At 37.4% G+C, this 21755-nt stretch carries 11 protein-coding genes; 4 read left to right on the top strand and 7 right to left on the bottom strand.

All coding sequences use genetic code 11. The features are described from left to right. Positions 1-249 precede the first annotated feature (249 nt). Positions 250-6198, top strand: a complete 5949-nt coding sequence (locus WJM97_RS03700; RefSeq protein ID WP_353931701.1) for a PAS domain S-box protein — start codon at positions 250-252, stop codon at positions 6196-6198. Between the two features lie 30 nt (positions 6199-6228). Then, positions 6229-7299 (top strand): hybrid sensor histidine kinase/response regulator, encoded by a 1071-nt coding sequence (locus WJM97_RS03695; RefSeq protein ID WP_353931700.1) that lies wholly within the window; start codon positions 6229-6231, stop codon positions 7297-7299. A gap of 37 nt (positions 7300-7336) precedes the next feature. On the opposite strand, the gene WJM97_RS03690 is transcribed toward WJM97_RS03695, so the two are convergent. From WJM97_RS03690 to acpP, 6 genes are all read right to left on the bottom strand, one after another. Next, positions 7337-7738: an Hpt domain-containing protein gene (locus WJM97_RS03690; RefSeq protein ID WP_353931699.1), complete on the bottom strand. Its 402-nt coding sequence runs from the start codon at positions 7736-7738 to the stop codon at positions 7337-7339. A gap of 17 nt (positions 7739-7755) precedes the next feature. After that, positions 7756-12090: a PAS domain S-box protein gene (locus WJM97_RS03685; RefSeq protein WP_353931698.1), complete on the bottom strand. Its 4335-nt coding sequence runs from the start codon at positions 12088-12090 to the stop codon at positions 7756-7758. 9 nt (positions 12091-12099) lie between these two features. After that, a complete protein-coding gene (locus WJM97_RS03680) occupies positions 12100-13629 on the bottom strand; it encodes a diguanylate cyclase (RefSeq protein WP_353931697.1) in 1530 nt (509 codons plus the stop codon). Between the two features lie 548 nt (positions 13630-14177). Next, positions 14178-16190: a transketolase gene (gene tkt / locus WJM97_RS03675; protein ID WP_353931696.1), complete on the bottom strand. Its 2013-nt coding sequence runs from the start codon at positions 16188-16190 to the stop codon at positions 14178-14180. Positions 16191-16463: 273 nt separating this feature from the next. After that, positions 16464-17711 carry a beta-ketoacyl-ACP synthase II gene (fabF, locus tag WJM97_RS03670; protein ID WP_353931695.1) on the bottom strand — a complete coding sequence of 416 codons (1248 nt, stop codon included), beginning with the start codon at positions 17709-17711 and terminating at the stop codon, positions 16464-16466. A 169-nt stretch (positions 17712-17880) separates the two neighbouring features. Further along, the gene (gene acpP, locus WJM97_RS03665; protein WP_353931694.1) at positions 17881-18114 is read right to left on the bottom strand and encodes an acyl carrier protein; all 234 of its coding nucleotides are present in this window, start codon (positions 18112-18114) and stop codon (positions 17881-17883) included. A gap of 250 nt (positions 18115-18364) precedes the next feature. On the opposite strand from acpP, the gene WJM97_RS03660 reads away from it, so the two are divergent. After that, the gene (locus WJM97_RS03660) at positions 18365-19270 is read left to right on the top strand and encodes a CoB--CoM heterodisulfide reductase iron-sulfur subunit B family protein (protein WP_353931693.1); all 906 of its coding nucleotides are present in this window, start codon (positions 18365-18367) and stop codon (positions 19268-19270) included. 122 nt (positions 19271-19392) lie between these two features. Here the strand turns inward: WJM97_RS03660 and lpxD are convergent, their stop codons facing one another. Continuing rightward, complete coding sequence (gene lpxD / locus WJM97_RS03655; RefSeq protein ID WP_353931692.1) at positions 19393-20439, bottom strand: UDP-3-O-(3-hydroxymyristoyl)glucosamine N-acyltransferase; 1047 nt, start codon at positions 20437-20439, stop codon at positions 19393-19395. Positions 20440-21043: 604 nt separating this feature from the next. On the opposite strand from lpxD, the gene WJM97_RS03650 reads away from it, so the two are divergent. After that, entirely contained in the window at positions 21044-21730 is a 687-nt protein-coding gene (locus WJM97_RS03650; RefSeq protein ID WP_353931691.1) for a hypothetical protein, read from the top strand. The last annotated feature ends 25 nt before the right edge of the window (positions 21731-21755 follow it).

Below are 21755 nucleotides of genomic sequence, written 5' to 3'. Positions count from 1 at the left end.
ATGGATAGATAACAGAATCATTGATATTTACTGCACACCATCATCAAATAAATTGAATTATTTGTCTGTATCTATGTTTATGTGTGGTTAATTTTTCTTGGTATCTGATTCTATAAAAATTTATATCAATAGTTTGATACAAGTTAGAATAATTACTTATAATTAACTTAGGAATAGAAACAGACAGATTTCTGTTAATTGATTGCAGAATTTTCAATATATTAAACTTATCAGACTTGTTAGAAAAAAATGTTTTTCTCTTCCCTAATTGAAGCAAACAATTTAGAACAGGCAGTTGCCAATACTCCCTTAACCGTCACAGTGGATACACTGGCAACTGAGGCGATCGCTCTGATGAGTAATGCTAGAGGAAGTTGTACTCTGCCAGAATCAGAGATTGATCCAGACTACCTACTAAATGATTGCCGATCTAGTTGTGTTTTAGTTACAGAAGAGAACATTTTATTGGGTATTTTTACAGAACGTGATGTAGTGAGATTGAGCGCGGAGGGACGAAAAATTGCCGGACTCAGAATTACTGATGTCATGACTTATGATGTAATTACTCTGAAACAGTCGGAATTTACGGATATTTTTGTGGCGTTGAACATATTCCAACGTTACCGGATTCGTCATTTACCGATTTTAGATGAGCAGGGACAGGTAGTTGGAATTGTCACCCATGAAAGCTTGCGACAACTCCTAAAACCTGTAGACTTGTTGCGGTTAAGAATAGCTTCGGAAGTAATGAGCCGTCGTATAGTCAAAGCTAGTCATCAAAGTTATGTTCTAAATATTACTAAATTAATGGCGCGGGAAAACGTCAGTTCAGTGATTATAGTGGAAGAGAGAAATTCCTTACTGATACCCGTAGGGATTATGACTGAACGGGATATTGTGCAGTTTCAGGCTTTGGGATTGGATTTAGAGAATATTCAGGCACAGTCAGTCATGAGTAGCCCGGTATTTAGTTTATCTCCAGAAGCAAGCCTGTTGTCAGTATTAATGCTGATGCAAGCCAGAAGAATTAATCGGGTGGTGATTACTGGTAAACAGGGAGAACTACAAGGTATCATTACACAAACAACCTTATTACAAGCTTTAAATCCCTTAGATATTTATAATTTAGTAGATAACCTCAAACAAGAAGTATCAAGGTTAGAATTAGAAAAATTAGAATTATTAGAAATTAGAAATGCAGAATTAGAAAAAGAAGTAGAAAACCGCATTGCAGAGTTAAAAAAACAAGCAGAAAAAGAAAAGTTATTAAGTGGGATTACTAGCCGAATCAGAAAAACATTAGACTTACAAGAAACATTAAATGCGATCGCCATTGAAGTCAGACAATTTTTGAATTGCGATCGCGTCATAGTTTATAAATGCCATGATCAAGGTCATGGTATTATCATTGCCGAAGATGTCAAACCAGGATGGTTATCTTTATTAGGGCAATCAGTTAGTGATCCTTGCTTCACATCAGATTGGATTGAAAAATATATTCATGGCAGAATACAAGTAGTAGATGACATTGCCACAGATGGCATGACCCCATGTCATCAACAACTATTAGAAAGTCTGCAAATCAGAGCTAAAATTTTAGTACCAATTGTAGTAGCAGATAAACTCTGGGGATTAATGTTAGCTTGTCAAAATGGCACTCCCCGTAATTGGCAACCACAAGAAACAGAATTATTACAACAATTATCTATTCATGTAGCTATTGCTATTCAACAAGCAGATTTACATCATCAAGTTCAGCTAGAATTGCAAGAAAGAAGGCGTGCTGAAGCTGCCTTAGCGGCATCCGAAGAACTTTATCGCACCACATTAACCAATATTTCCGATGCCTTGTTTATCACCGATAACCAAGGTAAATTCACCTTCATTTGTCCTAACATTGATATTCTCTTTGGTTATTCTGCATCTGAAGTCATAGAAATGGGTAATATTCAAATTTTACTAGGTGAAGATTTATTTACTCCAGAGGAATTAGCCTGTGATGGAGAAATTACCAACATAGAGAGAGAAGTAATTGATAAACAAGGCAAAAAACATACAATTTTAGTCAATGTCAAGGAAGTAGATATAGCTGGTGGGACTCGCTTATACACCTGTCGCAACATCACCGAACGTAAACAAGTAGAAAAAGCATTACAAGATAGTGAAGAACGATTGAGAACCATAATTGAAACCAGTGCTAGTGGTTTAATTACCGTAAATAGCACAGGAAATATAGTATTTACCAACCCCTCCGCAGCCAGAATGTTTGGGAGAGAGAAAGAACAGCTAGTAGGTTGGCCATTTGCTCTACCTTATGACTATGATACTCAGCGAGTACAAGAAATACAAATTTTACAACCATCTGGACAAAGACGCACGGTAAATATGCAAGCTGCACTGATATCCTGGGAAGATGAAAATGCTTTCTTGATGTCAATAGCAGATATTACTGACCTCAAAAACACTGAAGATTTATTGCGTCAAAGTGAAGCTAAATATCGGTTATTGGTAGAAAATTTGCCGTTAGGTTTGGTAGTTCATGGTGTGGATACCAGAATTATCACCTGTAATCTCAAAGCCTGCGAACTTTTAGAATTAACCGTTGCACAGATGCAGGGAAAAATTGCTGTAGATTTAGGTTGGTGTTTTTTGAGAGAAGATGAAACAGTCATGCCTCTTTCAGAATATCCAATTAATCAGGTGATTTCCACACTACAACCTTTAACTAATTATGTAGTGGGGATAAATCGTCCTCAGACTAAAACATTGATTTGGTTGTTGGTAAATGCCTTTCCCGAATTTAACAACAACGGTAATTTACAACAAGTAGTAGTCACATTTGTTGATATTAGTGAACGACAAGCAGCCTTAAAAGAACGCAAACAGGCAGAGCTTGAACTCAGAAACAGTGAAGAAAGATTTAGACAAATTGCAGAAAACTTACCAGAAGTGATTTGGATGACTAACAACGAAGAATCGGAGATAATTTTTGTCAGTCCCCAATATGAAAAAATCTGGGGTCGTAGTTGTGAAAGCCTTTATCAAGACTCCCATAGTTGGATAAGTGCAATTCATAAAGATGATCAAGAAAAAATAAGAAATGAGTTTTTTGGTCAAGCTGCTCAGGGGGGTTATGATCAGGAATATCGTGTTATTCAACCAGATGGTAAAGTCCGCTGGATTAGAGATCGTGCATTTCCCATAGCTAATGATGAGGGTAAAGTCTACCGTGTTGCTGGTTTTGCAGAAGATATTACCCAGCGCAAGGAAACAGAAGAAGAATTAAGACAACTAAATGAACAACTAGAAGCAAGAGTTGAACAAAGAACCAGGGCTTTACAAGAATCTCAGACCATGTTGCAGTTGGTATTAGATACCATTCCCCAGCGTGTATTTTGGAAAGATCACCAATCAATTATTAGAGGTTGTAATCGCATCTTTGCAGAAGATGTTGGGAAAACTCCAGAAGAACTGATTGACAAAGATTCCTATGATATATCTGCAACCCGTGAAGAAGTTGATTTTTACTTAGAATCCGATCGCCGGGTAATGAATTCTGGTCAGCCAGAACTGCACATTAAAGAAACTCTACACAAACCTGATGGTTCTGTAATGTTGATAGAAACTAATAAAGTACCTTTAAGAAATGGCGAAGGTAATATTATTGGGATTTTGGGAACTTATGAAGATATTACCAGCCGCAGGGCAGCGGAAGAGGCTTTACGCTACAGTGAAGAACGCTTCCGAATTGCTCTAAATAATTCACCCATTGTAGTATCTAATCAAGATTTAGATTTGCGTTACACATGGATTTATAACCCCGGTTTGGGTTTGCAACCAGAGGCAGTAATTGGTAAATTTGATGTAGATATTTTCTTAGACAAAGATGCAGAAACACTAGAAAATTGGAAACGTCATGTAATCACAACAGGTCAGGGAATGAGAGAGGAAATTATCATTGGTAGAGAAGATAATTTTACTTGCTATGTCCTCACTATAGATCCACTACGCGATCGCAACGGTAACATCGAAGGTGTCACCTGTGCAGCCTTAGATATCACTGACCGAAAAAAAGCAGAAATAGCTTTACAAGAAAGTCAATATTTAATTGAACGAATTACCGAAACCAGTCCAGAGATTCTTTATATTTACGATTTACAAGCAAAATGTAATGTTTACACTAATCAGGAAATTACTAGGTTATTAGGCTATTCTCCAGCAGAAATACAACAAATAGGTCAAAAATTATTTTTGGAACTTGCCCATCCTGATGATATTCTCAAAATAACAGCCCATCATAATCACTTTCTGACTGCCAGTGATGAAGATGTGCAGGAAATTGAATATAGAATGCGCGATCGCCAAGGTAAATGGCATTGGTTTTTAAGTCATGATACGGTATTTAGCCGCAATAGTGAAAATCTCGTTACCCAAATTATTGGTGCGGCTTTAGAAATAACTGAACGTAAACAAATGGAGGCAGAATTACGTCAAACTAACGCCGAACTTGCCCGTGCTACCCGTCTCAAAGATGAATTTTTGGCAAATATGAGCCATGAATTACGTACCCCTCTGAACGCTATTTTGGGAATGTCAGAAAGTTTATTAGATGGGGTATTTGATCAAGTTAGCGATCGCCAAAAACAAGCCATTACCACCATTGAGCGCAGTGGTAAGCACTTATTAGAATTAATTAATGATATTCTTGATCTCTCCAAAATAGAAGCCGGTAAATTAGAACTGCAACTTGCCCCAGTTGCTTGTAATTTTATTTGTAATTCCAGTTTGACTTTTGTGAGACAACAGGCTTTGAAAAAAAATATTCACATATCTTTAGAAATACCCCCAAACATACCAGATTTAATTGTAGATGAGCGACGTATTCGTCAGATGCTCATTAATCTACTTAATAATGCTGTGAAATTTACCCATCCCGGTGGCAATGTTAAGTTAGTTGTCCAGGAACAAGAAATAATCTTAAAAGATGAGACAATAAATCAATTTGTTCATCAAAACCAAGCCGTTGAAAATCTACAAATGTCACTTACTTCTTCCTGTATTCAATGCTCAAAATGGATTTCTTTTTCAGTCATTGATAATGGAATTGGTATAGCTAAAGAGGAATTAGACCAACTATTCCAACCTTTTGTTCAAATTGATAGTAGTCTCAATCGTCAACATAACGGTACAGGATTGGGTTTAGCTTTAGTCCAAAGACTGGTGGAGTTACACGGTGGAAAAGTGACAGTGAGTAGTGAAATTGGTAAAGGTAGCTGTTTTACAGCTTACATACCCTGGATGCAGGAATTGAAAAATGAGGGAAACTCTCTATTTCCTAAACCCTGTCAAGTTTTACCCAATCATCATGGGGAAAATTCCCAGGTGTTAATTATTGAAGATTCCACAGTTGCAGCTGAACAAATAGCCAGATATTTACAGCAATTAAATCTCCAAACGACTATCTATACTAGAGGTGAAGGAGCAGTTGAGCAAGCAATGATTATTAATCCCATATTTATAACATTAGACATTTTATTGCCTAATTTATCTGGGTGGGAAGTTCTCCAACAAATTAAAGCACATCCGCAAACAAAACATATTCCTGTAATTATCATTTCTGTAGTTGATGAGAGATCACACGCATTATCTTTAGGAGCAGCTGATTATTTAGTTAAACCTGTTAACCGGGAGCAAATTTGTCAAACAATTAATCAACTTCTATTATCAGATAATCCTTCTCAAACTTCAACCAACATCATCAATACTACTACTGTCACCAACCCAGTCAGTCTACCAATTACAGCGACTACACCACCTTTAATTCTACTAGCAGAAGATAATCAAGCTAATATTACTACTATTTCTAGTTATCTAAGTGCCAAAGGATATCGCCTGATCATAGCTAAAAATGGTCAGGAAGCTGTTAATCTGACTTTAGAACAACATCCAAATTTGATTCTTATGGATATCCAAATGCCAGGTATGGATGGACTAGAAGCAATGGCTATAATTCGTGCTAATGCACAGTTTAAGCATATACCTATTATTGCTTTAACAGCCTTAGCTATGGCTGGAGATCGAGAAAAATGTATTGCATCTGGAGCTAATGAATATATACCTAAACCAGTAAAATTAAAGTTTTTAGTTGAAAAAATTCAACAACTTTTAAATCAAGTAACAGGTGATCAGCAAAAATAATTCATGACTACAGACTACTAATTAATCATAATGGAAGCAACTGCCAAGATTTTAATTATTGACGACGAACCTGATAACTTTGATGTTATTGATGCTTTATTAGATCGAGAAGGTTATGAATTAAGCTATGTTTCCAATGGCAAGGAAGCTATGGCACTGCTGAAAGTTTTTCATCCAGATGTGATTTTACTGGATGTAATGATGCCACAAATGAACGGGATCGAATTCTGTCAGCAATTTAAGTCAAATTCCCGATGGAAACATATTCCTATCATTATGGTTACGGCTTTAAATTCTAAAGAAGATTTATCACAATGTATTGCTGTCGGTGCAGATGACTTTATCAGTAAACCAGTTAATGGTACAGAATTGCGATCGCGGGTAAGATCCATGTTACGCATTAAGCAACAATACGATTCTCTCCAAGAAGCTTTACAACTGCGCGAAGACCTTTCTAATATGATTGTCCATGATTTACGCAATCCTTTAACATCAGTTATTTTAGCGGCAGAAATGCTCAGAGTTGGTAGTTTATCTCCTGAACGAATACATCAAAAAAGTAATCAAATTCTGGCCGCAGGACAACAACTACAATCAATGATTGATAGTTTACTATTAATGGCAAAATTAGATTCTGGTAAATTAGTTTTACAGTGTACAGATGTTGATATTTCTGAGCTTTGCTTATCAGCAGCATTAGATTTTCAAGCATTAGTCAACCATAAACACCTAGAATTAGTTACTGATCTGCCTCAAATTGGTGGGAGTATTAAACTAGATAGGCATTTATTCCGGCGAGTGATTGATAATCTCTTATCCAATGCCATTAAATTTACCAAACCTAACACTAAAATAGTTTTACACGCTGATTATTTAGCCCCAGGAAAAGTCAAAATACAGGTAGCAGACTCAGGCCCTGGAGTAAAAGAAGAATTACGGCAAGTGATTTTTGAAAAATATGAAATTGGTAGTTTTAAAAAAGCGGCATCTCAAATTGGTTTAGGTCTTGCTTTTTGTAAAATGACAGTAGAAGCACATGGAGGGAAAATAAAAGTGGAAAGCAATCAACCACAAGGAGCAATTTTTACTGTAGAAATATAAAAGCTATTAACTTCAAAATCCATACATAAATAGACTTTTAAGCCTGTTCCCTGTTATAGTTTTCCTTAATTTTTTCTCGCAAAATAATTTCCACTACTTCATAATCCTGAGCCAGTCGAGAGAATAGTTCTAAACTACCTTCTAAATTACCACTCTCTCCCATATTTTCTAATTGTAAACAAAGATTATAAATCACCATTGCACCCATAGAAGCACTACTAGACTTGAGTTTGTGGGCTGTCTGCTCTAGCATTTGAGCATTTTTAGTATTTATAGAATAGCTAATATCTTCAATCAGCTGGGGTGATTCTTCTAAATAACATTGAATTATTTTTGCAAATATCGCTCCATCATCTCCTAACATTACTCGTAAAGATTCAAGAACTGCCGGATCAAGGGAATGTTGAGTATTGGGAAAATTAGAGAGTTCTTGATTCATATCATATACTTCCTACTTTATACCTTTATACCTAATTTTTCAGCATATCTGCTGAGTGCTTGAAATAAATTATCAATTTTTACTGGCTTACTGACATAATCATTCATACCAGCTTCTAAGCAGATTTCCCTGTCACCCTGCATAGCATTAGCTGTCATAGCGATAATGTAAGGACGCTCCGGAGCATCCCATTGTTGACATATTCTTTGGGTGGTTTCCAGTCCATCCATTTCTGGCATTTGTACATCCATCAAGACCACATCATAGGGTTGACGATGTAAAGCTGTTAAAACCTCCAACCCATTAGCTGCCACATCAGCCCAATACCCCATTTTTTTTAGCATCAGTAAAGCCACTTTCTGATTAACGACTGTATCTTCTGCTAAGAGTATTCGCAACGGTAATTTTTCTGACAAATTAACATCAAATTTTGGTGGTTTAACTGAAGAAGGGCTTATTTTTATGGGTTGATTCACCAAAATCTCAGACAAGGCATTATAAAGCTGGGATTGTTTAATTGGTTTAGTTAGATAAGCATAAATCTGAGCAGCACTACATTCTGGACTGGTTTCTGCTTTCGCTAAGGAAATGAGAATAATTATAGGTATATTTTGATAATTAGATAGTTTGTGGATCTCTTGAGCTAAGGTAATTCCGTCCATTTCTGGCATTCGCACATCTAAAATCGCTATATCCAACTGAACATCCAGACGCAGTTGTGCTAGAGCTTCCTGTGCTGTAGCAGCGGTATAAGTTTTCATATTCCAAGATTCGGCGGTGAGCTTGAGAATTTTCAGATGTGCCGGATTATCATCAACAATTAATAACCGTTTATTAACTAACTCAACTGAATAATTAGGTAATTCTTCCCAAGACAGAGTAGTATCTGCGGTAGTAGTGATAGTAAAATAAAATCTTGAACCTATGGAATTTTGGGAAGATTGCAAAGATAAAATTAACGGTTGATTTTGCCATCTAGGGTTAAGTTTTCCTCCAATACAACCATGACTCTCTACCCACAAACTACCACCCATCATCTCACTTAACCGCTGACTAATCACTAAACCTAATCCCGTGCCACCGTATTTTCGGTTAGTGGAAGCATCAGCTTGGCTAAAAGGTTGAAATAATCGCTGCATTTTATCTGGAGAAATGCCAATACCCGTATCTTGGATAGCAAATAAAATTTCATAAGCTGTGGGTACTGATTCGGAAATTTGTTTAGCTTCTACAGAAACAATCACTTCCCCAATTTTGGTGAATTTAAGGGCATTACCTATCAGGTTCATCAATATTTGACGTACACGAGTCACATCACCAATTATCCGCGCTGGAACTTGAGGAGCAATTAAATAAGCTAATTCAATCTTTTTCTCCTCGGCTTTGGGAGCTAAGATATCCAAAACTTGCTCGATACAATTTCTTAAATCAAAAGATTGTTTTTCTAGTTCTAATTTACCTGATTCAATTTTAGAAAAATCAAGGATGTCGTTAATAATGGTCAGCAAAGCTTCCCCACTGGAGCGAATGGTTTCGACAAAGTCCTGCTGCTGAAGACTTAGGTTAGTATCTAATAACACTCCTGTCATCCCAATCACCGCATTCATGGGGGTACGAATTTCATGGCTCATCATGGCCAAAAATTCACTTTTGGCTTTGTTTGCTGCTTCTGATGCCAGTTTTGCTTCTTCTAAGGCATAATTCTGGGAAATTAGTTCTGCTCTTTGATGGGTTTCCTGTTCGAGCAGTCTAGCTTGAGCTAAAGCAATACCTAGTTGGACTGCAACAGATTCTAGTAACTCCATTTCTTCTAGCGTCCATTGGCGAAAATGGCTACATTGGTGTAAACAAATTATACCCTTGGGTCGTCCTTGGTAGGAAATGCGGATCGCTAATATGGATTTGACCCGGATTTCTTGACAAAGAGTTTCAAGTCCTTGAAGTAAAGGATCTGTGTACACATTTTCACAGGCGATCGCTTGATCCTGATTAATCAATTGTGCTGCATGAGAATTTCCCTCAATGGGAATCTCTATATTATCCATGGAAGCAAAACCAGGAATTACATATTCTGCTACTAAGGGAATATGGGGAATAGGCTGATCAATATAGGAGTGAATTAAAGAGCGATCTACTTGAAAAGCATGGGCAATTTCTGTGGCTGATATCGTAAATATTTCTTGAATATCAAGACTTTGACGGATCTTTTCAGTGATTTTTTTCAGGAGTAAAGTTCGTTGTAATTGTTTTTCTAATGCCTGTTTTATTTGTACTCTTTCAGTAATATCTGTGTGAGAACCTACCATTCTGACTGCATTCCCTTGTTCATCCCATAGGGCTTGTCCCCGATCTAATATCCATTTATAACTACCATCTTTACAGCGGACTCGATGCTCACTAATGTAAAAGGGTGTTTTCTGGGCTAAGTGATCTTTAAGCACTTCCATTACCACATCTAAATCATCGGCATGAACTCGCTGAGACCATTCATCAATATGATTACTAATTTCATAATCTTCATAGCCCAACATTTCTTTCCAATGAGTAGAAAAGAAGACTTCGTTAGTTTTGATATTCCAATCCCAAATGCCATCATTATTACCTTGTAGTGCTAGTTGCCAACGTTCTTCTTTTTCTTTGAGTTCTGCTTCCGCTACTTGGCGTTTAGTAATATCGTTTTGAATGCCAATAAAATGGGTTAGTTTTTCATTATCATCATAAATTGGGGAAATACTTAATTCATTCCAAAATAATGTGCCGTCTTTACAGTAATTGCGAATAGTAACTGTACAACTTCTTCCGGCTTTAATTGCTGCTCTGAGTTCATATAATCCAGGTTGGTTAATGTCGTTACCTTGCAAAAATCTACAGTTCTGTCCTCTAACTTCCTTGTATTCATAACCTGTAATTTTTTCAAAGGCTGGGTTAACATAGATAATTGGATATTCTGGATGGTTTGCATCACTAATAATAATTCCATTTTTAGCACTATTAACTGCTCTCTCCCTTAATTTTAAGGCTTCTTCTGCTAGTTTGATATCACTAATATCAAACATAAAACCTCTCAGCATGGTGGGATTTCCTGCTTCTTGAACAACATTGATAATATCCCTTAACCAAATAATTCTGCCATCTGCGGCTAAAATGCGATATTCAAATTGATGATTTTTGGATTCTGCTGTTAATTTCTGGCAAAACTGAATTGACTTGACCCGATCATCTGGATGTAAGTGATTTTCCCAGAAATTTGGTTCATACCATTCTGTCATCGGGTATCCTAGTAAAGCTTCTGCTTGGGGTCCAATATAAGTAAATCTCCAAGTTTTAATGTCTAATTCCCAGGGAATAACTTTAGTTGTTTCTAGTAGCTGTCGTAATTTATTTTGACTCTGACGCAGATCATTTTCTGTTTGTTGATGTTGTTTGATATTCTTATTAAGTTCTTGATTAATTGATGTGATCTGCTTTTGATTTCCAAAGGTAGTTTGAGCTAAATATATTAATAGTGTTAATGTTATTCCTAAGATAGTTCCTGCAACTAATATTACTGTTGATAAAGGTGTATTTAATTCTGATAATAGCTCTGGAGTAGGAGCAATAATAATTTTCCATTTAAGATTATGGGTGTCAAGATTTAGATTGTGCTGCCATGGTGATGTGAGCATATTTTCACTCTGACTATAAATCAATTTTTGCCCATCTAAAATCTGTATTTGATAACCATTTGAATTGTCTAACAAAGAATCTAGGAATTCTTGTGTTTGGAATACCCCTAGTATAAAACCATCAAATTTATTATTGATGAATAAGGGAATATATGCTAGAAATATTTTCTCATCTCCAGACAGATTAAAGGTATTTGTAAATGTAATTTCCCTTTTATTTCTTACTGTTTGCAGAACTGTCTGATATTGATTTTCTTGGTATAAATCTAAATTTATTAATCCTTTATTTCCTAATTTTGGGACAATCCATTTGGTTTTATATTGAGAATCAACCCAGGCAATAGCTTGATAACCAGGGAAGTCTTCTACATAGTTGGTAGCATCAGCTTGCCATTGTAAATAGGGAGTACCACCGCTTTTTTCCCAGCGTTGTCCCATACGCTGTAGTGCAATAATTCGGCTATTTAATTCATTTGTTAATTCTGTTTTTGTAGTGATTCCTTGTTGTTCAACTAGCTGTTGGATGTGTGTCTCATTTTCTTGTGCTAATCTATGGGATATGAATATGACTATAATTAAAACAAAAATTCCTACTAACACTGATAGAAACTTTTGTTTGATCAATAATTTTTCGATCTCAAAGTATTTTTTTTGCTTGCTAATATCCATATTATTAGTATTATTCATTGGTAATAATTAATTATTATTATGTATAATATCACCTATTAATTTCATTGGTTTTATTGCTTGGGAAGCAACAGCAAAACGATTTCTGCCTGATTCTTTGGCTTTGTAAAGAGCTTGATCAGCTTGGGAAATTAAATACTGAGAATCAGTTTCTAAACTGGGAACTATGGTGGCAATTCCTAGACTCAGGGTAATATATTCACTAACTAGGGAACTAATATGAGGAATTGCCGCACTTTCAATTTTAGTTCTGATTTTTTTGGCAATGTGAACTGCTCCTTTTGTTTCTGTTTGTGGGAGAATTAATACAAATTCTTCACCTCCATATCTTGCTGCTAAATCAGCAGCACGGTTAATAGATTGACTGAGAATATGCGCGACTTTTTTCAGACATTCATCACCAGCCGGATGCCCATAGGTATCATTGTATTTTTTAAAATAATCAATGTCACATAAAATTAAGGACAATGGTAATTTTTCTCTCTGGAGTCGTTTCCATTCTTTCAATAAAACTTGATCAAAACAGCGGCGGTTAGCTATTTGTGTGAGACCATCTATATTTGCTAGTCGGATTAATTCTTGATTAGCTATTTCTAGTTGTTCATATATATGAGCTTGCCGAATCCCGATTACTAGCTGATCTGCTATTTGTTGGAGTAAATCTATTTCCATTTGCTGCCATTGCCGGGGAGATGAACATTGATAAACAATTAATAATCCCCACACATATTCATTTTGAACAATAGGTACAACTAAACTGGCTTTGGCTTGCCATTGGTTGAGGGAATCAATTTGACATTGGGAAATACCAACTTCTTTAATGTTATTGATGATTTGAATCCCACCTTTCTGATATTTTTGCCTACATTTATTTAAAAAGTAGCAATCTTTAACATTTTCTCCCTGAATAGATTGCCATTCATTATTTACCGATTCCACTAAAATATTAGCACTACCATCTGGTTGAAAACCATAGACAATTACCTGATCAGTTTTTAGTAATTTGCGGACTTCTTTAACAGTGGTGTTGAGAATGATATTTAAGTTTAAAGATTGACGTATTTTATTAGTAATTTTGACAATGAGTTTTTCTTGTTCTATTTTTTGTTTTAACTTTTTCATTGTCCCACTCATTTGCAATAGACGACGAACTCTTAGCCGCAAAACTGCCCAATGAATTGGTTTGGTAATGTAATCACTTGCACCAACAGCAAAGGCTTTGTCTACAGAATCTGGATCATGTAATCCTGTAATCATCAATATTGGAGTTGTTAGGCTCAAATCATCTGTAAACTTTTCTGTTGCTAAGGCTTGCATTTGAGTGCAGCAGGTAAAACCATCCATGACCGGCATCATAGCATCTAAAAGAACAATGTTTGGATTTAAATTAATATAAATATCCAGGGCTTCTTGGCCATTATTAGCGACTACTACCTCGTAACCTTCTTGCTGCATCACTTGACATAGCTGCGTTTGTATAATCAGGTCATCATCTACAATTAAGACTAAGGGGATTCTTGTATGTAAAAAAGTATTCATTTTAGTATGTAAACAAGTAATAATTGAATATTAGGTATGAATCAAACTGCTATTTTATAGTTCTAATCTACATTCTTTCTGCAAAGCTAATTGTACTTTTTCCTGTTCACTTTCTCTGTGCTGTAAAATTACTAGAAATTGAGCAATTTCATTATTTTGACTAATGATTTCCATGTGTTTGCAAAGATTTAGATAAATAAATCTATAGTTCCCAGGGAAGCATTGCTAGACTTAAATTTATGAATTAGTTGTTTAATGATAATTGTATCTGATTAGGCGATCGCTTGATTTATTGCTAATAATATTTTTGCAGATTCTTGGAAATAGGCTTTAATAAGTTCTGATCAGAAAAAATCAGCATCATCACCTGCTATATTTTTGACAGAATTAAGGATGCAAAAATCAATCTGCCTTGTCCGTTGCTATACAAGGTTGGTTTAAACAAAGTGAAACCCAACAAATGTTCCCCATTCCCTGTTATAGCGACAAAAAAAGGCAGGATTTTCATCCCACCCTCAAAAATATTTACAGAAATTTGTTATTGCTAATTAACCTAACAATGCTTTAGCTTTAGCTACAACATTATCAACACTAAAGCCAAATTCCTTCATACAAGTACCACCAGGAGCAGAAGCACCAAATGTATCAATGCTAACTGTGTCACCGTCAGTACCTACATATTTGTGCCAACCAAAGCTACTAGCAGCTTCTACAGACAGACGTTTTGTAACTGCTTTAGGTAGAACTGATTCTTTGTAAGCTGCATCTTGAGCATCAAATAAATCGGTGGAAGGCATGGAAACTACACGTACTTTCTTGCCATCTGCTGTTAATTTTTTAGCCGCATCTACACAAAGACTTACTTCTGAACCAGTACCAATGAAGATCATGTCTGGTGTACCAGCACAATCTACTAGCACATAACCACCTTTTTTCACACCTTCAATAGATGTACCGGCTAAGTTGGGAACAGCTTGACGGGTGAAAGCTAATAGGGTGGGAGCGTTAGCTTTTGCTTTTTCAATTGCTACTGTATAAGCTCCAGAACATTCGTTACCATCAGCAGGACGAATGACTGTCAGGTTAGGAATAGCTCGGAGAGAAGCTAAGGTTTCGATAGGTTGGTGAGTAGGACCGTCTTCACCTTGACCAATGGAGTCGTGGGTCATGACCCAAATTACACCAGCTTCAGATAATGCAGATAAGCGGATAGCTGCCCGCATATAGTCGGTGAAGATTAAAAAGGTGGCACCGTAGGGAATTAAACCTGAACCATGCAATGCCATCCCGTTACAGATTGCACCCATACCATGTTCCCGCACACCAAAGTGGACGTTACGGTTTTGGTATTGACCTTTTTGGAAGTCGCCTTCACCTTTGATTTCGGTTAAGTTGGAGTGGGTTAAGTCAGCAGAACCACCGATCATTTCAGGTAAAACTGCTGCTAATTTGTTGATGCAGTTTTCTGAATGTTTCCGGGTGGGTAGACCTTTATCTTCTGGGGTGTAGGTGGGTAAACCTTTGTTCCAACCTTCGGGTAATTTACCGCTGATTAAACGTTCAAAGGTTGCGGCTTCCGTGGGATATTTAGCTTTGTATCCAGCGAAGGTTTTGTTCCATTCTGCTTCATAACCAGCACCACGTTCTACTGCTTTGCGGGTGTGGGTAAGAACATCTTGGGGGATTTCAAAAGGTGCATAATCCCAACCTAAGTTTTTACGAGTTAATGCTGTTTCATCTGCACCTAAAGCAGCACCGTGAATACCAGCGGTGTTTTGCTTGTTGGGAGAACCATAACCGATGGTGGTTGTCACCTTAATCATGGTGGGTTTGTCAGTGACTGCTTTTGCAGATTCAATAGCTTTGGCGATCGCACCTAAATCGGTGTTACCATTTTCTACATGAAGAACGTGCCAACCGTAGGATTCAAATCTCTTAGAAACATCTTCAGTGAAAGCAACGTCTGTTGAACCGTCAATGGAAATATGGTTGTCATCGTAAAGAGCAATTAACTTACCCAAGCCATAGTGACCAGCTAGGGAAGCAGCTTCACCAGAAATACCTTCCATGTTGCAACCATCACCTAAAATCACATAGGTGTAATGGTCAACTATTTTAGCATCAGGTTTATTGTATTTAGCGGCCATGTGAGCCTCTGCCATTGCCAAACCCACAGCATTAGCAATACCTTGACCTAAAGGACCAGTGGTGACTTCTACACCAGCGGTTTCAAAATTTTCAGGGTGTCCAGGAGTTCTAGAACCCCATTGACGGAATTGTTTAATATCTTCAATGGTGACGCTATCATAACCTGTTAGGTACAGTAAGGCATACTGCAACATACAGCCATGACCTGCGGACAAGACAAAGCGATCGCGGTTAAACCATTTAGGATTTTTGGGGTTATACCGCATGAAGGAGTCCCAAAGGACAAAGGCCATAGGCGCAGCGCCCATAGGCAGTCCGGGGTGTCCCGATTTAGATTTTTCGATGGCATCAACAGCCAAAAAACGGATTGAGTTAATACAAAGTTCTTCGAGGGATTTGGTTGCAACAGCCATAATCTTTTATTGTTAACGACGGGTTAGGACTCTTTTTAGCTTTCTGTGTTTGGGGTCATTATATAGCGATCCCACCATCCTCATCATCCCATTCTTAATGGCATAAGGACAAGCGGGATCTTCTGAGTTTTAGGTGATGAATAAAGCTAATAATTTGGTTGTTTTGAACTCAGGGTTCAGCAAGGAGTGATATCTATAATACGTTTCACGGGGGAGAGTGGGAGAGTGGGAGAGGGGGAGAGGGGGAGTATTAACCCCATCACTAATCACCAATCACCGATATTTTCTAAAGGCTAAAGTAACGTTATGACCACCAAATCCAAAGGAATTGGAGATTGCCACCTCTACGGTTTGAGCGCGGCTGGTGTGGGGGACATAATCTAAATCACAGCCATCATCAGGGTTATCCAAATGAATTGTAGGAGGTATACGGTCATTAGCGATCGCCAGCATTGTTGCTACTGCTTCTATTCCCCCAGAACCACCTAATAAATGACCTGTCATGGATTTAGTAGAACTGATTGCTACCTTATAAGCATGATCGCCCAAAGCCTTTTTAATAGCTGCTGTTTCTGTAACATCATTGGCTGAGGTACTTGTGCCATGGGCGTTGATATAACTCACCATTTCTGGTGTTAGTTGACCATCTTTGAGCGCTAGTTCGATAGCTCTGGCAGCCCCTAAACCACCAGGAACGGGGGAGGTCATGTGATAAGCATCACAGGTCATACCATAGCCGACCATTTCCCCATAAATACGAGCGCCGCGATTGAGGGCGTGTTCTAATTCTTCTAGAATTAATATACCTGAACCTTCGCCCATCACAAAACCATCCCGGTCTTTGTCAAAAGGGCGACAAGCTGTGTCTGGATCATTTTTCGTAGAAAGCGCTCTGGCGGCAGCAAATCCCGCTACAGATAAGGGTGTAACTGCGGCTTCTGAACCGCCACAAATCATAGCTTGGGCATAGCCATTTTGAATGAGGCGAAAGGCATCACCTATGGCGTTAGAACCAGAGGCACAAGCTGTCACAGGACATGAATTTGGACCTTTTGCACCAGTGTGTATTGCTGTTAGTCCAGCTGCCATGTTAGCGATCATCATGGGAATCATGAAGGGACTACAGCGGTCTGGGCCTTTGTTGAGATAGACTGTTTGCTGGTCTTCTAAGACTTTAATACCGCCAACGCCTGAACCGATCATGACTCCTATCTGTTCAGCGTTGAGGTCATTAATAACTAATTGCGCGTCTGCTATTGCCTGTTTAGCAGCAGCTATGGCAAATTGGGAAAAACGATCCATGCGCTTGGCATCTTTCTTTTCCATGTATTCATGGGGATCGAAGTTTTTCACTTCTCCAGCAATACGGCAGTCATGCTTGGACGTATCAAAAGCTGTAATCCAGTCTATGCCATTACGCCCGCTTACCAAGGCTTCCCAATATTCAGTCGGTGTGTTACCAATAGGAGTAATCGCGCCAACACCAGTTATAACAACGCGCTTACGTTTATAGTCTGTCATGATTCAGTTAAAGGTGGCGAAAAAGGAGCAATTAGAAATAAATAAAGTTCCAGGATCAGGTATTAAGGATGTTGGGTTTTAAAATTGGGAACATTTCAAAATTGAACAATTTTCAGCCCCCAGTCCCTAATACCCATACCCATGCCTTTCAAAGTCTTGGGTGGATTAATTAGCCTTGCTTTTTGTTGATGTAGTCTACTACATCTTGAACCTTCTGAATTTTTTCAGCATCTTCATCAGGAATTTCTATACCAAATTCTTCTTCCAATGCCATGACTAATTCCACAACATCGAGGGAGTCAGCTGATAAATCCTCTGTAAATGAGGCTTCAGGCTTGACTTTTTCTTTCTCCACTCCTAGTTGTTCGGAGACAATTTCTTTAACCTTTTCCAAAATACTCATAGATGAAAGTCCTTAACCTATTGCTATGATTTGCTCTTTATCGGTCATGTTTTTTGAGCATATACATCTTATCGGAAAGGGTGTTCCTGAGTATAGTTATTAGGGAATGGGTAATGGGTAATGGGTAATGAAAAGTTTTTCTCCCCCTCTCCCCCTCTCCCCCTACCGTTTTCAAGCTATACTCACTGGAGATATTCAAACTGTTGAATTTTTCGTGGCCTAGCGATCGCTCTTATTCAAATATAATTTTATGCTATCTCAAACTCTAAAATACGCTTACTATCCCGGTTGTGTGGCTCAAGGTGCTTGTCGGGAATTACATATGTCTACCCAGTCACTGACTCAAGCTTTGGGTATAGAACTTATTGAATTGAAAAAAGCTGCTTGTTGTGGTTCGGGTACTTTTAAGGAAGATTCCCTATTGTTGGAAGATACTGTTAATGCCCGAAATATTGCTTTGGCAGAAGAGTTAAATCTCCCTCTTTTGACTCACTGTAGCACTTGTCAAGGTGTGATTGGTCATGTTGATGAACGTCTCAAGGAATGTCAAACAACGAAACCAGATTATGTCAGTCAAGTTAATGGTTTATTAGAAAAAGAAGGTTGTTCACCCTATCGGGGTAGTACGGAAGTTAAACATATTCTTTATGCTTTAGTTCAAGATTATGGTTTAGATAATATCAAGGAACGTGTTACCCGTAAGTTAACTGGTCTTAAATGTGCAGCGTTTTATGGTTGTTATTTGCTCCGCGCTCAAAAGTCTATGACCTATGATGATCCATTTAAACCAGAGGCGATGGAAAATGTATTTCGGGCTGTAGGCGCAACACCTGTATATTATCGTGGACGGACTCAATGTTGTGGTTGGCCTCTTTCTAGTTATGCGACTAATGAGTCTTTTAAAATGGCTGGGATGCACGTTCAAGAAGCCATAGAAGGTGGTGCTGATTGTATTGTTACACCTTGTCCTTTATGTCATCTGAATTTGGATTCTCGGCAACCAGAGGTAGAAAAGGTAATTGGTAAGAAGTTAGGTTTACCTGTTTTACATTTACCGCAATTAATTGCTTTGTCTTTGGGAATTAGTCCTGAAAAGTTGGGTTTAGATAGACATATTGTTTCGACAAAATCGGTGTTGGAAAAGTTGGGAATGTAATAGCTAAAAGCCTACACTGTATATGTTTTCATGCTGCACATAAGATAAACATATATTTAAGGGAAACTCCACTTAAATTAGTAGTGCTTCCCTGTTAACACTCAAGACTTCTAGTTAATTATCTACTTTTGCCCTAGCTGACGTTTTAATTCCTTCAAAGATTGATACATATCTGGCAAACGACTATAAACAGCACACACCTTCAAATATAGTTTGTGTGGTAAAGCGGGAGTTCCAGAAACAATTTCTCCTGGGGCAACGTTGCTGTGTATACCAGCTTGGGCGGAGGCGATCGCCCCATCTCCGATTGTTACCTGGTTGGCTATGCCTGACTGTCCTGCTAAGATGACGCGGTTGCCTACTTTGACACCTCCGGCCATTCCTGCTTGACCGGCAACAGCACATCCTGAACCTATTTGACAACCGTGTCCTATTTGCACTAAATTATCTATTTTTGTATCTTTACCAATCCGTGTTTCTCCCACAGCGGGACGATCAACAGCACTGTTACAACCAATTTCTACCCGGTCTTCTAAAACTGTATAACCTGATTGTTCCATTTTTACCCAACCTGTGCGGGTGGGAACAAAACCAAAGCCTTCTGCACCGATGACAGCACCGCTATGAATTACGCATTCTGCACCGATTTGGGTACGTTCATGGATGCTACAGTTGGCGTGTAAGGTGGTGCGATCGCCAATTTTCACATCAGGATAAATAACGACGTTGGGGTGAATAATTACACCATCACCAATTTCTACATTTTGGGAAATGACAACATGAGCGCCAATATAAACATTTTCACCGATTTTGGCTGTGGGGTGGATAACTGCGCTGGAATGAATATCTGCGGTGGGTTGATAGGGACGATAAAATAGGGCGATCGCTTGAGCAAATAATAACCGAGGTTCGGGAGTTGCTAACCATGCAATACCCTTTTCTGTAGCTTGGGTTTGTAATTTTTCATCCAAGGGCAAAATTAAAGCACTGGCATCAGTAGAATTGATAAAAGAGGCAAATTTTGCACCTTCTACATAGCTGAGATTACCGTTTTTAGCTTCATCTATAGCAGCAACTCCGGTAATTTCTGGATTGAGTTCTGGGTTTGTCGTCAGACTGTGATTGTTAATTAAATCACCTAATTGGCTGAGGATTTCCGTAAATTTCATTTTTGTGCGTTCAAAAGCTAACTATGAAGATATTAAAGCTTATCTGTTGATCTGAAATTAGAGTTGGATGGCAAAGTTTATAAAAATAAAAATTCACAAATAAATACATGAATAATATTGAAAATTATTTTTATATGTGATTTAATTAACAAACCGTTGTTAACCAAACGTTAACCTCAAACGAAAATAAATCACAAAGATAAATTAGGAGATTAAGATTTTTACCATTTACAGTTTCATACAGGAAGTAAATAAACAGGCAAAATCATAATTCTTACTTCCAAAAATACTGAGATATATGTCATAAAAATTTTCGCTGATGGATATCGAGTTGATGACCGTCGGTAAATTTTTTCGGCCTTGCTGATTTTAGGGATGAAAATGATTTTGCATAAATCTAAAAACCTTGTAGAGGCATTCCATGGAACGTCTCTACACTCAAAAAACATCCCGCAGTTATACAATACCATTTTTTCATGTATACAACTTAGGTTATGCAAATTAGCAATACTTTTTTCAGAAGGTAATTGCATTTTGCCATAGCTTAATTTTGAGTTACTTAAAAACATTAATGAATCTACTAGATACAAGGATCTAATAAAAGATGCAAAAATTAAGCATTTATTCATCAGCATATACTCATCAAATAAAAGTCGCTGTACTAACATTTTTGATGACACTTATTCCCGCATCTATGGTTTTTGTAGTTGTGAGTTTGACAACTAATATAGATTTGCGTGAACTAACTAGAGATGCAAATGCTGTATTCAATATAAGTTGGTACGTAGGATTATTTTCTAATATTGGGATCTTAATTTGGTCTGTTTGTGCGGCAACTTGTCTGTTTAGTTATGCAATATTAAAACAATTACAAGCAACCAAAAGATATAGCGCGTACTTATTGTATGCAGGTTTGTTCACAACTTTATTATTAACAGATGATTGTTTTCTATTTCATGAAGTTGTTTTTCCAAAATACTTTCATATTCCTGAAAAATTAGTTTTAATGGTTTATTTAATACTAGCCTTGATGCTTTTAATTAATTTCAGGAGATTGATTTTGCAGACAACAGAATACTTGATTTTGTTGTTTTCACTCGTATGTTTTGCGTCTTCAATAATTCTTGACATTGATATTTTACGTCTTAATCTTCCTGATCTTCCTTCTACCATCATAGAGGATACTTTTAAGTTAATAGGAATAACTATGTGGTGTACTTATTTTGTTAGGTTATGTCTGCAAGAAGTTAACAATGCACTAATGGCAAAATCGGCTAGAAATGAGGTTTAAATATCTCAAGCCTCCCTAGTTGATT

The sequence above is a fragment of the Okeanomitos corallinicola TIOX110 genome, from assembly GCF_038050375.1.
Classification (GTDB): Bacteria; Cyanobacteriota; Cyanobacteriia; order Cyanobacteriales; family Nostocaceae; genus Okeanomitos; species Okeanomitos corallinicola.
This window is presented reverse-complemented; position numbering and strand designations above follow the sequence as displayed.

Coding starts and splice junctions, on each gene's coding strand:
- WJM97_RS03700 (WP_353931701.1), top strand. CDS start 250: ATGTTTTTCTCTTCCCTAATTGAAGCAAACAATTTAGAACAGGCAGTT.
- WJM97_RS03695 (WP_353931700.1), top strand. CDS start 6,229: ATGGAAGCAACTGCCAAGATTTTAATTATTGACGACGAACCTGATAAC.
- WJM97_RS03690 (WP_353931699.1), bottom strand. CDS start 7,738: ATGAATCAAGAACTCTCTAATTTTCCCAATACTCAACATTCCCTTGAT.
- WJM97_RS03685 (WP_353931698.1), bottom strand. CDS start 12,090: ATGAATAATACTAATAATATGGATATTAGCAAGCAAAAAAAATACTTT.
- WJM97_RS03680 (WP_353931697.1), bottom strand. CDS start 13,629: ATGAATACTTTTTTACATACAAGAATCCCCTTAGTCTTAATTGTAGAT.
- tkt (WP_353931696.1), bottom strand. CDS start 16,190: ATGGCTGTTGCAACCAAATCCCTCGAAGAACTTTGTATTAACTCAATC.
- fabF (WP_353931695.1), bottom strand. CDS start 17,711: ATGACAGACTATAAACGTAAGCGCGTTGTTATAACTGGTGTTGGCGCG.
- acpP (WP_353931694.1), bottom strand. CDS start 18,114: ATGAGTATTTTGGAAAAGGTTAAAGAAATTGTCTCCGAACAACTAGGA.
- WJM97_RS03660 (WP_353931693.1), top strand. CDS start 18,365: ATGCTATCTCAAACTCTAAAATACGCTTACTATCCCGGTTGTGTGGCT.
- lpxD (WP_353931692.1), bottom strand. CDS start 20,439: ATGAAATTTACGGAAATCCTCAGCCAATTAGGTGATTTAATTAACAAT.
- WJM97_RS03650 (WP_353931691.1), top strand. CDS start 21,044: ATGCAAAAATTAAGCATTTATTCATCAGCATATACTCATCAAATAAAA.